Source organism: Tabrizicola caldifontis, assembly GCF_004762095.1.
Taxonomy (GTDB): Bacteria; Pseudomonadota; Alphaproteobacteria; order Rhodobacterales; family Rhodobacteraceae; genus Tabrizicola; species Tabrizicola caldifontis.
The window spans coordinates 39,994-53,942 of sequence record NZ_SIJH01000012.1 but is presented as its reverse complement, the minus strand read 5'-3'; the positions used below and the strand labels follow the sequence as shown (position 1 = coordinate 53,942).

Below are 13,949 nucleotides of genomic sequence, written 5' to 3'. Positions count from 1 at the left end.
CTAGTAGAAGGCCAGCCGATCTGCCCGGTCGGCGATCTTTCCGGCATTACCGTGCAGAAACAGGATCGCCGGACGGCCGGGCGCCGGTGCCGACCACCACAGGGCCGCCGCGGCGCCGTCTGCACCCGGCAGGACCACCCGCTCCACCCCGGTCAGGCCCAGATGCTCTGGCGCGGGATCACGGCGGGTGGGGAAACATTGCAGGTCGCGCTGGGCAAGGAACAGACCCGACAGCGCTGCCGCATGGACGAGGCCGAAGCCCGCAAGGATCTCGCCCAGAAGGTCTGGAGCGTGCGCCCTTTCCCGGCTGTGGGCCCCGGATCTGTGTCCGGGGCGCTGCTATGTCGCAACGGTTTCACTTGTCCCGCCCGCGGCATTATGATTTGAAGCAAGCGGGATTCAACGGGATTCTGTCCTCGACGGCAGACCTGACAATAAGGCGGCAAAGCCGCCGCACGAACGGGAAAAAGACATGCGCCTTTCGACTGCAATGACCGGCATTGCCGCGGCCGCCTCTGCAAGCATGGTGGCGGGCAGCGCCATTGCCCAGCAAGCCCTTGAAATCATTGGACAGCCGGTCAACGGCGCCATGGGGTTCCAGCCTGCGGGCACGTCGCTCGCCGACGATATCCACTGGCTGGACCACATGATCCTGTACATCATCACCGCGATCGTGATCTTCGTCACGGCACTGCTGATCTATGTGATGATCCGTTACAATTCCAGGTCGAACCCGACGCCCGCGCGGTTCACCCACAACTCGCCGCTTGAGGTGGCATGGACGGTGATCCCGATCGTGATCCTGGTGTTCATCGGGGCCTTCTCGCTGCCTATCCTGTTCAAGCAGCAGGAAATCCCGGTCGGCGACGTGACGATCAAGGCAACCGGCTACCAATGGTACTGGGGCTACGAGTATGTCGATGAGGGCATCAGCTTCGACAGCTACATGGTCGGCTCGCCCGCCGCCGGCGGCGCGAACATGCTGACCCCCGAGGTCGAGGCCGAGCTTGCCGCGCTGGGTTACACGAAGGATCAGTTCCTGCTGGCAACCGATACGGCGCTGGTGGTGCCGGTGGGCAAGACCGTGGTGGTGCAGGTGACGGCGGCTGACGTGATCCATTCCTGGAAGGTGCCTGCCTTCGGCGTGATGCAGGACGCAGTGCCCGGTCGTCTGGCAGCGCTGTGGTTCAAGCCCGAGAAGGAAGGCATCTATTTCGGACAATGCTCGGAGCTGTGCGGTCAGATGCATGCCTACATGCCGATCACCGTGAAGGTGGTTTCGGAAGCCGCCTACGCCCAGTGGCTGGAACAGGCCAAGGCTGGCAACGTGGTGCTGTCTCAGGCAGCGACGGCCCAGCCGGTGCAGTTGGCGTCGGGCAACTGAGCCCGCCTGATGCGACGTGCCGGGCGCCTGCGAGGTCAGGCGCCCCAGCCAGAACGGAGCCGGGATGAGCGATATTCACGCCTATCAGACGACGACCGGTGCCGGCCATGAGCCCGGCTTCGGCGATTATGTGCAGCTTCTGAAACCGCGCGTGATGTCGCTGGTCGTCTTTACGGCGCTGGTGGGTCTGCTGGTCGCGCCGGTCGCGCTGCACCCGGTAGAAGCCTTCGCCGCGATCCTGTTCATCGCTCTGGGCGCGGGGGCGAGCGGTGCCCTTAACATGTGGTGGGATGCCGATATCGATGCCGTGATGAGGCGGACTGCGCGCCGCCCGGTGCCCGCAGGTCGGGTCGCGGCAGGCGAGGCGCTGGCCGTGGGCCTTGCGCTTTCCGGCATCAGCGTCGTCATGCTTTGGCTGGCGACGAACTGGGCTGCAGCGGCCCTGCTGGCATTCACGATCTTCTTCTATGCCGTGATCTATTCCATCTGGCTGAAGCGCTCTACCCCGCAGAATATCGTGATCGGCGGTGCGGCCGGGGCCTTTCCGCCCATGATCGGCTGGGCGGCCGCGACAGGCTCGGTCAGCGTGGAAGCCCTGCTGATGTTTTCGCTGATCTTCATGTGGACGCCGCCGCATTTCTGGGCGCTGGCGCTGTTCATGAAGGAAGACTACCACAAGGCCGGTGTGCCGATGCTGACCGTGACCCATGGCCGCAAGGTGACGCGGGCGCATATCCTGGCCTATACCCTGCTTCTGGTGCCCGTTGCGGTCGGTGCGGCGCTGACCTCGATCGGCGGTCCGCTGACGCTGGCGGTGGCCGTGGTGCTGAACCTTTGGTTCGTGGTCGGCGCCCTGCGCATCCGGCGGCGCGATGAGGCCATGGCCGAAGCTGACGGTTACGCCGTAGAAAAGGCCTTCTTCCGCTTCTCGCTCATGTATCTTTTCCTGCACTTCGCCGCTTTCCTGGTGGAAGCCGCATTGAAGCCCTACGGGCTGGGGGGCTGGTAACATGGCCATCCGGGCTACCCACGAACTGCACAGGCGCCGCTTCAGCCGCAACCTCGGGCTTGGCCTGACGCTGGCGGCCTTCGTCGCACTGGTCTTCGCGCTGACCGTGGTCAAGATCCGCCGCGGCGAGCCAATGCAGGCCTTCGACCATGTCGTGCGGCCCGAGATGGTGCCCTCCCAGACCACACCTCGGGAGGCTGGCCAATGATCTTCCCGCGCCTTCAGGGACCGAACCGTACACTCGTCAAGCTGGTCGGCGTCGTCATCACCATGGCCTCGCTGTCCTTCGCGGCAGTGCCCTTCTACGACTGGTTCTGCCGCGTCACCGGCTTCGGTGGCACGACCAGCGTGGCAGAGGCCGGGTCTGATGTCGTTCTGGATCGCACGGTGAAGGTGCGCTTTGACGCATCGCTGGAACAGGGCATGCCCTGGACCTTCAAGCCCGCCGTCCCTTCGATGGAAATCCGCATCGGCGAGACCGGCCTTGCCTTCTACGAGGCGCACAACCCGACCTCGCGCCCCGTTGCCGGGACCGCCAGCTTCAACGTCTATCCCTATGCGGCGGGCGGTTATTTCACCAAGATTGCCTGTTTCTGCTTTACCGAACAGGTGTTGCAGCCCGGCGAAACGGTGCAGCTGCCGGTCAGCTTCTACGTCGATCCCGCGATGGTCGACGATCCCGAGGGCCGGTTTGTGCAGGAAATCGTCCTCAGCTACACTTTCCATGAAACGCCGCTGCCTCAGGATCAGGCAGTGCTCAGCGAACCCGCCGCGGCCGACGCAGCCGCGGTGAACTGAAGACAAGAAACGAGGGAACCGTCGGCCATGGCCCACGCAAAGAACCACGATTACCACGTCCTGCCTCCGTCGATCTGGCCGCTGCTCGGCTCGATCGCGGCATTCGTCATGCTGTTTGGCGCGGTGCTGTGGATGCACGGCTCGGCCCCTTGGCTGGCGCTGATCGGCCTTGCTGGCGTGCTCTACGTCATGTTCGCCTGGTGGTCCGAGGTCGTGCAGGAAAGCCAGGCAGGTGACCATACGCCGGTCGTGCGGCTGGGCCTGAAGTATGGCTTCATCCTGTTCATCATGTCCGAGGTCATGTTCTTCGTGGCCTGGTTCTGGACCTTCTTCAAGCACCGCATGTATCCGATGGGGCCGCAGTCGCCGGCGGTGGATGGTGTGTGGCCGCCGCCGGGGATCGAGACCTTCGACCCTTGGCATCTGCCCTTCATCAACACGCTGATCCTGCTCTTGTCGGGCTGCGCTGCGACCTGGGCTCACCATGCGCTGGTGCACGAAAACAATCGCAAGGACGTGGTGAACGGTCTGATCATCGCCATCGTTCTTGGTGTGATCTTCACCTTCATGCAGGCCTATGAATACAGCCACGCGGCCTTCGGCTTTGCCGGCAACATCTACGGCGCCACGTTCTTCATGGCGACGGGCTTCCACGGTTTTCATGTGATCATCGGCACGATCTTCCTGACCGTCTGCCTGATCCGTGTGCTGAAGGGACATTTCACGCCCGAAAAGCATGTCGGCTTCGAAGCTGCCATCTGGTACTGGCACTTCGTGGACGTGGTCTGGCTGTTCCTCTTTGCCGCTGTCTATGTCTGGGGGCAGGGCTGAGCCACGGTCAAGCCCTACAACCGTTCAAGCGCGGGCCTTCGGGCCTGCGCTTTTCATTTCCGGGGTAAGCCATGCGCCGCTATCTGTTTCCCGCCATCCTCGGCCTCGTGGGAGTGGCGATCCTGATGAACCTGGGTTTCTGGCAATTGCGCCGGATGGAGGAAAAGCGGGTATATCTTGACGCGATCGAGGCCCGGATCGGGGATATCCCTGTGCCTCTTCCCGACCAGCCGGAAGAGTTGCGCGACAAGTTCAAGCCCGTTTACGCCGAGGGCCGCTTCACCGGAGAGACGATCGAGGTGCTGGCCGGTCAGCGCGGGGCAAGCCCGGGTGTCCTTCTGATCGAGGCCTTCGTCCTGCCGGATGGGCGCCGCATCATGGTCCAGCGCGGCTTTCTGCCCGAAGAGGCCCGCAATGCCCCCCGCACGGTGACCGAGGCGCGTGTCGAGGGTCATCTGCACTGGCCGCAGGATACCAACGCCTTCACCCCGCCACCCGACCGGAAGACCGGGCTGTGGTTTGCCCGCGATGTGCCCGCCATGGCGGCGGCGCTGAAGACAGAGCCGACACTGATTGTCGCGGCCAGGCCAACCGGTGACGGGATCGAGCCGGTGCCCGTGGATACCTCTGGTATACCCAACGACCATTGGGGCTATGCGATCCAGTGGTTTCTGCTGGCCGCGACCTGGGCGGGGATGACTCTGTTCCTGCTCTGGCGTATCAGGATGCGGAAGGTGTGAAGGCAAGAGCGATGCAGTACATCTCGACCCGTGGTGCCGCCCCCGTCCTTGGCTTCGGCGAGGCGATGATGACCGGCCTTGCCCGCGATGGCGGTCTGTATGTGCCCGATACCGTGCCGACCATGATGACTGCCGAAATCGCGGCGCTGGCTGGCCTGCCATACGAGGACGTCGCCTTTCGCGTGATGCGGCCCTTTCTGGGCGGGTTCTTTACGGACGACGAATTCCGCAGTCTGATCGCGAATGCCTACAAGGGCTTCCACCACGCTGCGCGCGCGCCCCTTGTGCAGCTTGGGTCTAACCATTTCCTGCTGGAACTGTTCCACGGCCCGACGCTGGCCTTCAAGGACTTTGCCATGAGCCTCATCGGCCAGATGATGCAGGCGGCGCTGGCCCGGACGGGGGAACGGATCACCATCGTCGGCGCGACCTCGGGCGACACCGGATCGGCGGCGATGGAGGCGTTCCGGGGGCTGCCCAATGTGGACGTGTTCATCCTCTTCCCGCATGGCCGTGTTTCGGAGGTGCAGCGGCGCCAGATGACGACGCCGTCCGAGCCGAACGTCCATGCGCTGGCAATCGACGGCACATTCGACGACGCCCAGGCCCGGGTGAAGGACATGTTCAACGACTTCGCCTTCCGCGATCGCGTCCGGCTGGCGGGCGTGAACAGCATCAATTGGGCGCGGGTGCTGGCGCAGGTGGTCTATTATTTCTACGCCGCCACCGCGCTTGGGGCGCCGCACCGCGCGGTCAGCTTCACTGTGCCCACCGGCAATTTCGGCGACATCTTCGCCGGCTACATCGCCAGGCAGATGGGATTGCCGATCGACCGACTGGTGATCGCCACGAACCAGAACGACATTCTCGACCGGGTGCTGCGCACCGGCGACTATCGTATGCACGGTGTCAAACCCTCGATCAGCCCGTCGATGGACATCCAGGTCTCCTCGAACTTCGAGCGGGTGCTCTTCGATGCCTATGGTCGGGACGGGGCTGCCGTGGCTTCGCTGATGGCGGAACTGAAGACGGGGGGCTTCACCCTGTCGAAGGGTGCCATCGAGATGCTGCGGGCCACATTCGCCTCGGGCCGCTGCGACGAGGACGAGACGCTGGCGGTGATCGCAAGACACTGGAAGACGACGGGGGAACTGCTTTGCCCGCATACGGCAGTGGGCGTGAAGGTAGCCGAGGAACATGTCGGGCTTGCCCCCATGGTCACGCTGGCAACCGCGCACCCGGCGAAGTTTCCCGATGCCGTGGAGTGCGCGACCGGCGTTCGCCCCGGCCTTCCGCCGCATATGGCGGACCTTTTCGACCGGCCAGAGCGGGTGACACGGGTGCCGAACGACCTCTCCGCCTTGCAGGCGCTGGTGTACGAGAGGATCGCGCGTCGATGAGATCGTCTCTCCTCGCGGCGGCGGTGCCGCCCGGCGGGAAGACAAAGTCGCACGAGGAGGGGGGCGACCTCGCCTCTTTCGCTTGCGGCGCCGCGGCTGTATGAGCAGGCGACACGCCTGAACGCCGGGACCGGACCTTGACGCTTCAACTGCATACGCTTGCCAACGGCTTCCGCATCGTCACCGAGGACATGCCGGGCCTGCAATCGGCCAGCATAGGCCTGTGGGTGGAGGCCGGCGGCCGCCACGAACAGCCCGAACAGAACGGCATCGCGCATTTCCTGGAGCACATGGCCTTCAAGGGAACCCGGCGCCGCTCTGCACTGCGCATCGCCGAGGAAATCGAGGACGTGGGCGGTTACATCAACGCCTATACCAGCCGCGAGATGACGGCCTATTATGCCCGCGTACTGTCGCAGGATGTCGTGATGGCGCTGGATGTGATCGCGGACATCGTGCTTCACCCGCTTTTCCGCAAGGCGGATATCGAGACGGAACGGCATGTGATCCTGCAGGAGATCGGCCAGGCGCTGGACACGCCCGACGACATCATCTTCGACTGGCTGCATGAGGTGAGCTATCCGAACCAGCCCTTCGGCCGCACGATCCTGGGCCCGGAGGAACGCGTCGCCGCCTTCCGCAAGGCCGATTTCGAGGCCTTCACCGGTGCGCATTACAGCCCCGACCAGATGATTCTCTCGGCTGCGGGCGGGGTGGACCATGCGGCCATCGTGGCGGCAGCCGAGCACATCTTCGGCCGCCTCAGGCCCGTCGGGCGCCCCGCGGTCGAGCCGGCGCGGTTCGAGGGCGGCGAGCGACGCGAGGTGAAGGATCTGGAACAGGTCCATTTCGCCCTGTCCTTCGAAGGCCCGGGCTACCGCGACGATGCGGTCTATGCCGCGCAGGTCTATGCGACCGCGATGGGTGGGGGCATGTCCAGCCGGCTGTTCCAGAAGATCCGCGAAGACCGGGGCCTGTGCTATTCGATCCACGCCCAGGCTTCCGCCTACGAGGACACCGGTCACATCACGATCTATGCCGGCACATCGGAACAGGAGATCGGCGAACTGACGCGGTTGACCGTTGACGAGCTGAGGCGCGCTGCCGAGGACATGACCGAGGCAGAAGTCGCCCGTGCCCGCGCCCAGCTGCGTGCGGGGCTTCTGATGGGGCTGGAAAGCCCCTCGTCCAGGGCCGAGCGCAATGCGCGGCTGTTGTCGATTTGGGGCCGGGTGCCGCCCCTGGCAGAAACCGTCGCCAAGATCGATGCGGTCGATACAGCGGCCGTCCGCAGCTATGCCGAGGGGCTGACGGCTGCGAAATCGGCGTTGGCGATCTACGGCCCTGTGGCGCAGGCTCCGGGGATCGAGGCGATTCGGAAGGGGCTTGCCGCCTGATGCTGCTGGGGCTGAAGCGGCGCGTCCGGGTTGAAACCGAGCGCATGACGCTGCGCCTGCCCGAACATGCCGACTGGCGCCAATGGGCCGAACTGCGCGCCGCTTCGGCCGAGTTCCTGGCCAGATGGGAACCCGTCTGGTCAACCGACCACCTGTCGCGCCGGGCTTTCACCAATCGGGTCTATTGGGCGCAGCGGGCTGAAGCCCAGGGCACGGCGCTGCCGATGCTGCTGATCCGCCGCGATGATAACCAGCTTCTCGGCGCGCTGACGCTGGACAATATCCGCCGCGGCCCGGCCCAGACCGGAACCTTCGGCTACTGGATCGGGGAACCCTTCGCCCGGCAGGGTTACATGCGCGAGGCGATCCTGGCCCTGACCCACCATGCCTTCACCCGGATGGACCTGTCGCGGCTGGAAGCCGCCTGCCTGCCGGAAAACGTTGCCTCGCGCGGGGTGCTTGAAAAGTGCGGCTTCAAGTATGAAGGCGTTGCGCAGAGCTATCTGCAGATCAACGGGCGCTGGCGCAACCATGTGCTTTACGCCAACCTGCGCGGAGATCGGCGCGGGCGAACCGACGTGGGCTGAGGCCCGGTCACCGGGGGAATCGAGCGCCATTGCGGGCGCATGCCTTTCACCTCGCGTCCTTGCGTGAAGGACGCAAGGACGCTCGCCGGGCCTCCGGCCGGGATATTTGGGCAGAGAGGAAGAACGACTTGTCCGCAATGGGCGTGGAGCCATGCCGTCTTGGGGCGGTATGGTTCTGACCTCGCGCATCCGTGATGCGGCTGCCGGGTGACCTGCCGCCAATCCGGGTTACCCTTGGCAAACTATCGGGAGGTCCGATGCGTCTGATCATTGCCCTTGCCATGCTTGCCGTGCCCGCCTCGGCGCAGGACCGGATCCCATCGCACTGCATCGCGCTGGCCGGGGCCGAGCCGCAGGTGATGCCCGCGGCGCTGCATGACGGGCTGGAGGCGAACCAGGTTCTCATCCGTTATATCGACCATGCGAGCTTTGCCATCGTCACGCCCGATGGCACGGTCGCGGTCACCGATTATACCGGCTATCTTGGGACTGCGGACCTGGTGCCTGATGTGGTGACGATGAACAACGCTCATTCCACGCACTGGACCGCCAACCCCGATCCGCGGATCCCGCATGTGCTGAAGGGCTGGGGCGAGGGCGCAGCGGCTGCCGATCACCGGCTGGACCTGGGCCCGATGCTGGTGCGCAACGTTACCACCGATACGCGCGGGCCCTTTGGCGAAGGTGCGCGCCGGGACGGGAACTCGATCTTCATCTTCGAGGCCGGCGGTCTGTGCATCGGCCATCTGGGCCACCTGCACCAGATCCCCACGCCAGAGCAATACGCGGCGATCGGGCGGCTGGACATCGTGATGGTGCCGGTCGATGGCGGCTACACGCTGCGGCTTCAGGACATGGCGGGCGTGGTGCGACGGTTCCGGTCGTCGGTCGTGATCCCGATGCACTGGTTCAGCCGCGGCTCGCTGAACGCCTTCCTGGCCGAGATGTCTTCGGAATTCGCCGTGGTCGAGACGGGCGGGGCGCAGATCGCGCTTTCCCTGCGCGACCTGCCTTCGCAGCCGACGATCCTGGTGCTGGAGCCGGCCTTTCTGGACTGAGCGTCTGGCGCCCGTCACCGACCGGCGCTAGGTAGGGCGCAAGAGGTGCCGCGATGCTGAACCCTTGCGACGAGTCCTTTCTGGCCCGCCTGCGGGGCCTTTTGCCGGAAGGCCGCCTGACCGCGCCCGAGCCCCGGCATCTTGAGGAGCCGCGGGGACGCTGGCACGGCGTTGCGGGCGCCGTGGCGCGGCCCGAGGCGACGGCCGAGGTCGCGGCGATCCTTGCCGCCTGCCATGATGCGCGGGTGGGCGTGGTGCCCTGGGGCGGGGGCACGGGGCTGGTGGGCGGGCAATTGATGACCGATGGTCCGGCCCCGCTGATTCTGTCGCTTGAACGGATGGCGCGCCTGCGTGGCGCCTATCCGCTGGAAAACGCGCTGGTGGTCGAGGCAGGAATGATCCTGGCCGATGTGCAGGCCGAGGCCGCACGGGTGGGGCGCTTCTTTCCGCTGACCCTGGCCAGCCAGGGGTCAGCCAGGATCGGCGGCAATCTGGCGGCGAATGCCGGCGGCGTGCATGTCCTGCGTTACGGCAACACGCGCGACCTTTGCCTTGGGCTGGAGGCGGTCTTGCCGGATGGCACGGTATTCGACGGGCTGACCCGGCTGCGCAAGGACAATGCCGGCTATGACCTGCGCCACCTGCTGATCGGTTCCGAGGGAACACTGGGCGTGATCACTGCCGCCAGCCTGCGGCTGTTCCCGGTTCCCGCGGCGACTGTCGTGGCGCTGCTGGCGGTGCCCTCTCCGCAGACCGCACTTGATCTTCTTTGCCTGGCGCAGGACCGCCTTGCGGGCATGGTTTCGGCGTTCGAGCTGATCCACCGCACCGGTTTCGATTTCATGGAGGAGACCGGGCTTGAGCTGCGTGCGCCTCTTGATCCGCTGCCCGACTGGATGGTGCTGCTTGAACTGGGCCTGGCTGCAGGGATCGAGCCCGAGGTCGTCATGGCAGGCCTTTACGCCGCCGCCGCCGATCGGGGGCTGGTCGCGGACGGGGTGATCGCCACTTCAGACGCGCAGGCCGCGGCCCTCTGGCATCTGCGCGAGACTATTCCAGAGGCGAACCGGCGGGTGGGCGCGGTATCCAGCCATGACATCTCGCTGCCGCTTTCGGCGATCCCCGGCTTCATCGCCCGCGCGCCGGCGGAGCTGGCGGGACTGGGCGACTTTCGCATCAACTGCTTCGGGCATCTGGGGGACGGAAACCTGCACTGGAACGTCTTTCCGGCGCGGGGGCGCAGCCGCAACGACCATGTGGGTGTGCGCGAGACGGTGAAGACCCGGGTGCATGACCTCGTGCATGAACTGGGCGGCTCGATTGCGGCAGAGCACGGGGTGGGGCGGCTGAAGGTGGCCGACCTGTCCCGTTACGGCGACCCCGGGAAACTGGCGGCGATGCGGGCGATCAAGGCGGCGCTGGACCCGCGTGGCATCATGAACCCGGGTGCCGTACTGGGTTAGGGGGCGGCTTGTCATTGCCCTTCGGACACTTCGCGCAGGGGGCAATGACGAGGAGACACAGTCGAACCATGCGGCGCGAACGGCCGTTGGCCGTGCCATGTTTGCGATGCAGCCTGCCCGGAACAGACGTCCCCGCCGCAGGAAACCTGCGACGGGGTGCTTCGGGGGTGTGGGGGCGCGCCGCGGGTGGCAGCGCTGGCGGGCTGGGTAGGCCCGACAGGGCTGGTTCTAGGGTGATTCCCTTTCAACAAGGTTAACGCCGCCCGATCTGCACGCACGCACATCGCCGCGCTTCGGTGGCTGTGTGCACCTGCCCTTGGGACGACCGAGCAGAGGCAAGACAAAGACCGCCCCGTCAGAGCCCCTCGAAGGCGCAAAGCGTATGGACATCCATGCCCATCGCCTCCAGCCTGCCCCGGCCGCCCAGGTCGGGCAGGTCCACCACGAAGGCGCAACCCACCACCTCGGCCCCGAGCCGCTCGATCAGCTTGATTCCCGCTTCCGCCGTACCGCCGGTTGCCAGAAGGTCATCCACGAGCAGCACCTTTTCCCCCGGAAGCATCGCATCGTCATGCACCTCGACCACGGCCTCGCCGTATTCCAGCTTGTAGTCCTGTGCGATTGTGCGGCCGGGCAGCTTGCCCTTCTTGCGGATGGGCACGAAACCGGTAGACAGCTGATGCGCCACCGCACCGCCCAGGATGAAGCCGCGCGCCTCAAGCCCCACGACCTTGTCGATCCGCTGGCCTGCATAGGGTGCAAGCAGCTGGTCCACGCACATCCGGAACCCGCGCGGATCGGCGAACAGCGTGGTCACATCGCGAAACAGGATGCCCTCGTGCGGGAAGTCCACGATGGTGCGGATATAGTCCTTGACGGTCTTTCTGGGGGTCATGGTTGGTCCTGTGCAGGGTCGGGTCGGTTCGGCGGATAGTGCCGGCGCAGCAGCATGGCGTCCTGCCCGGTCAGCCGCGTCGTGGCGTTCGAGGTCTGCGACAGGATCGAGACCCCCTCGTAGGCTGGCCCTTCGATGTCGAACAGGAACCCCAGCGACTGGGTGACCTCTTCCAGCATCACCGAGGTCAGGTCTGCGTCGCTGATCGACGTGGAGATCAGGATCACCGCCTCGGTGATGCGGTTCTCGGCATTCGACCATACGGTCATGTACCCAACCCCCATCACACCCGCACCGGAAAACCCGGGTGTCTCGCTGAGGATTGCCCCCTCGGTCAGGGCTGTCGGACGAATGGTTATGTCGGCTGGACCGGCAGGGATGAGGTCGATCCGGATCCCGGCGCCGATGGCATTCACCTCGTCGATTGCGTTCTGCGCGGCAGCGACGAGCCTGGCCCGGAAGCCCGGAGGTTCCGCGTTGGCGGCAGGTGCGATGGCAAGGGTCAGGCTGGGCTTGGTCCAGCGCAGGCTGGCCGCACGGCACGCGCCCCCTGGCGGTGCGCCGCAGGTCACCAGACGATAGAAGTCGGCATCGCTCAGCAGGCCCTGCACCGCGATGCCATCCGACTCCGGCATGTCGGCCAGAACCGGCGGTGCGGCTAGGCACAGAAGGACGACAAGGGCTTTCTGCATGGCGCCACCCTAGAGCACCCGGCCCGCAACGACGTCAAGTTTCGCAAGAAGATCGGGGTCGCGCCGGTCCGGTGCGGTCATGATCGCATGGTCGAGTGCCCGGTCACAACCATGCGGGCAGGGCGCGCGGTCCGGTGGCATGAGGCCGGGCAGCCGCGCGACCAGGCCGCGCGCGGCGGCGGCATTGGCCTGGACAACGGCAACCACCTGGGCCACGTCCACCGCGCCGTGCCCTTCGTGCCAGCAGTCATAGTCGGTCACCATTGCGACCGAGGCATAGCAAAGTTCTGCCTCGCGCGCGAGTCGGGCTTCGCTGAGGCCGGTCATCCCGATGACGTCCGCGCCCCAGCTGCGATAAAGTCGACTTTCCGCGCGGGTGGAAAACTGCGGCCCCTCCATCGCGATATAGGTTGCGCCGCGATGAACGGTCAGCCCCTCTGCCGTCGCAGCCTCGACCGCCAGCGCCGACAGCCGCGGGCAGGTCGGGTCGGCTAGGCTGACATGGGCCACGCAACCGGGGCCGAAAAAGCTCGTCGGTCGGCTGCGGGTGCGGTCGATGAACTGGTCCACGATGACGAAATCGCCGGGGACGAAGTCTTCGCGCAGCGAGCCGACGGCCGATACCGCCAATACGTCGGTGCAGCCCAGCCGCTTCAGAGCGTCGATGTTCGCGCGATAGGGGACGCTTGCCGGATCATGCACATGCCCCCGTCCGTGACGGGGCAGGAAGGCTACCGGCATTCCCCCAAGCCGCCCGACCAGCACCTCGTCCGAGGGCTTGCCCCAGGGAGATTTAACCCTGACCCAGCTTGCCCCCTCCAGCCCGTCGATCTGATAGACCCCTGATCCGCCGATGACGCCGAGCATGGTCTGCATGAAGGGCCTCCTTGCCGCTGCGCGGCAAGGATAGACGGGCCGGGGCAGGGGGGGAAGCCCGCATCGGCGCCGGGCAAGAGAGACCCGCCCTGTGCCAGCGTCAGGCTTGCGGTCATGCCTGCGGGCTTGCAAGGGATTGGCAGTCCGGGTCATTCTCGCATCCACAGCGACGGGGGGAACATGGCTGACACGACCGATCTGACGCGGCTGGCCGATGAGGCCGAGGCAAGGGCGAAAGGCGGCGGGCGGGTCATCCTGGCCATGGCCGGGGCGCCCGGATCGGGCAAATCCACCCTGGCCGAAAAGCTTGCCGGCAAGCTGAACGCTCGGCAGCCGGGGCTGGCCATGGTGCTGCCGATGGATGGCTATCACTATGACGACCTCTATCTGGTGCCCGCCGGTCTGCGCCCGCGCAAGGGGGCGCCGCACACCTTTGACGTGGGCGGGCTTTACCACACATTGACCAGGCTGCGCGCCCGTGACGAGGCGACCGTCGCCGTCCCGGTGTTCGATCGCAACATCGAGATCGCGCGTGCAGGCGCCCGGCTGATCCCGGCCGAGGTCGCCGTGATCGTTGTGGAAGGGAACTGGCTGCTGCTGGACCAGTCCCCTTGGGACCGCCTGCGCCCCCTCTTCGACATCACCGTGATGGTCGATGTGCCCGAACACGTCCTGCGGTCCCGTCTGCGCGGTCGTTGGGAGCGGCTGGGGCTGTCAGAACCCGAGATCCGCGCCAAACTGGAAGAGAATGACCTGCCGAATGCGCGCCTTGTGCGCCAGGGCTCGCTCGCGGCCGACTGGCGGATCGAGAACGGCTGA

The 13,949-nt window shown here is 65.8% G+C and carries 16 protein-coding genes; 12 read left to right on the top strand and 4 right to left on the bottom strand.

Annotated features, from left to right (window positions below; genetic code table 11):
* Nucleotides 1–138: a hypothetical protein gene (locus EYB42_RS17380; RefSeq protein ID WP_167851003.1), complete on the bottom strand. Its 138-nt coding sequence runs from the start codon at nt 136–138 to the stop codon at nt 1–3.
* 334 nt (nt 139–472) lie between these two features.
* Here EYB42_RS17380 and coxB point away from each other — a divergent pair, with 334 nt between their 5' ends.
* From coxB to EYB42_RS11390, 11 genes are all read left to right on the top strand, one after another.
* Nucleotides 473–1,384 carry a cytochrome c oxidase subunit II gene (gene coxB, locus EYB42_RS11440; RefSeq protein ID WP_135450245.1) on the top strand — a complete coding sequence of 304 codons (912 nt, stop codon included), beginning with the start codon at nt 473–475 and terminating at the stop codon, nt 1,382–1,384.
* Between the two features lie 64 nt (nt 1,385–1,448).
* Nucleotides 1,449–2,393, top strand: coding sequence for a heme o synthase (cyoE, locus tag EYB42_RS11435; protein ID WP_135450244.1), 945 nt, complete (start codon nt 1,449–1,451; stop codon nt 2,391–2,393).
* A gap of 1 nt (nt 2,394) precedes the next feature.
* A complete protein-coding gene (locus EYB42_RS11430; RefSeq protein ID WP_135450243.1) occupies nt 2,395–2,601 on the top strand; it encodes a hypothetical protein in 207 nt (68 codons plus the stop codon).
* Nucleotides 2,598–3,191 carry a cytochrome c oxidase assembly protein gene (locus EYB42_RS11425; protein ID WP_135450242.1) on the top strand — a complete coding sequence of 198 codons (594 nt, stop codon included), beginning with the start codon at nt 2,598–2,600 and terminating at the stop codon, nt 3,189–3,191. The genes EYB42_RS11430 and EYB42_RS11425 overlap by 4 nt, the downstream gene beginning before the upstream one ends.
* Nucleotides 3,192–3,218: 27 nt before the next feature.
* Nucleotides 3,219–4,022: a cytochrome c oxidase subunit 3 gene (locus EYB42_RS11420; protein WP_135450241.1), complete on the top strand. Its 804-nt coding sequence runs from the start codon at nt 3,219–3,221 to the stop codon at nt 4,020–4,022.
* A 71-nt stretch (nt 4,023–4,093) separates the two neighbouring features.
* The gene (locus EYB42_RS11415; protein WP_135450240.1) at nt 4,094–4,762 is read left to right on the top strand and encodes an SURF1 family protein; all 669 of its coding nucleotides are present in this window, start codon (nt 4,094–4,096) and stop codon (nt 4,760–4,762) included.
* Nucleotides 4,763–4,773: 11 nt separating this feature from the next.
* Complete coding sequence (thrC, locus tag EYB42_RS11410; protein ID WP_135450239.1) at nt 4,774–6,162, top strand: threonine synthase; 1,389 nt, start codon at nt 4,774–4,776, stop codon at nt 6,160–6,162.
* Between the two features lie 137 nt (nt 6,163–6,299).
* Nucleotides 6,300–7,559, top strand: a complete 1,260-nt coding sequence (locus EYB42_RS11405; protein ID WP_135450238.1) for a M16 family metallopeptidase — start codon at nt 6,300–6,302, stop codon at nt 7,557–7,559.
* A 2-nt stretch (nt 7,560–7,561) separates the two neighbouring features.
* Nucleotides 7,562–8,146, top strand: a complete 585-nt coding sequence (locus tag EYB42_RS11400) for a GNAT family N-acetyltransferase (protein ID WP_135450342.1) — start codon at nt 7,562–7,564, stop codon at nt 8,144–8,146.
* A gap of 257 nt (nt 8,147–8,403) precedes the next feature.
* On the top strand, nt 8,404–9,204 hold the full coding sequence (locus EYB42_RS11395; RefSeq protein WP_135450237.1) for an MBL fold metallo-hydrolase: 801 nt from the start codon (nt 8,404–8,406) through the stop codon (nt 9,202–9,204).
* A 53-nt stretch (nt 9,205–9,257) separates the two neighbouring features.
* Nucleotides 9,258–10,667 carry an FAD-binding oxidoreductase gene (locus EYB42_RS11390; RefSeq protein ID WP_135450236.1) on the top strand — a complete coding sequence of 470 codons (1,410 nt, stop codon included), beginning with the start codon at nt 9,258–9,260 and terminating at the stop codon, nt 10,665–10,667.
* A gap of 355 nt (nt 10,668–11,022) precedes the next feature.
* Here the strand turns inward: EYB42_RS11390 and EYB42_RS11385 are convergent, their stop codons facing one another.
* The 3 genes from EYB42_RS11385 to EYB42_RS11375 are packed head-to-tail and all read right to left on the bottom strand — an operon-like array spanning nt 11,023 to nt 13,130.
* A complete protein-coding gene (locus tag EYB42_RS11385; RefSeq protein ID WP_135450235.1) occupies nt 11,023–11,562 on the bottom strand; it encodes an adenine phosphoribosyltransferase in 540 nt (179 codons plus the stop codon).
* Nucleotides 11,559–12,254: a DUF2927 domain-containing protein gene (locus EYB42_RS11380; protein WP_135450234.1), complete on the bottom strand. Its 696-nt coding sequence runs from the start codon at nt 12,252–12,254 to the stop codon at nt 11,559–11,561. Before EYB42_RS11380 ends, EYB42_RS11385 begins: the two co-directional genes overlap by 4 nt.
* Nucleotides 12,255–12,263: 9 nt before the next feature.
* Nucleotides 12,264–13,130 (bottom strand): S-methyl-5'-thioadenosine phosphorylase, encoded by an 867-nt coding sequence (locus EYB42_RS11375; RefSeq protein ID WP_135450233.1) that lies wholly within the window; start codon nt 13,128–13,130, stop codon nt 12,264–12,266.
* A gap of 180 nt (nt 13,131–13,310) precedes the next feature.
* Here EYB42_RS11375 and EYB42_RS11370 point away from each other — a divergent pair, with 180 nt between their 5' ends.
* Nucleotides 13,311–13,949: a nucleoside triphosphate hydrolase gene (locus EYB42_RS11370; protein WP_135450232.1), complete on the top strand. Its 639-nt coding sequence runs from the start codon at nt 13,311–13,313 to the stop codon at nt 13,947–13,949.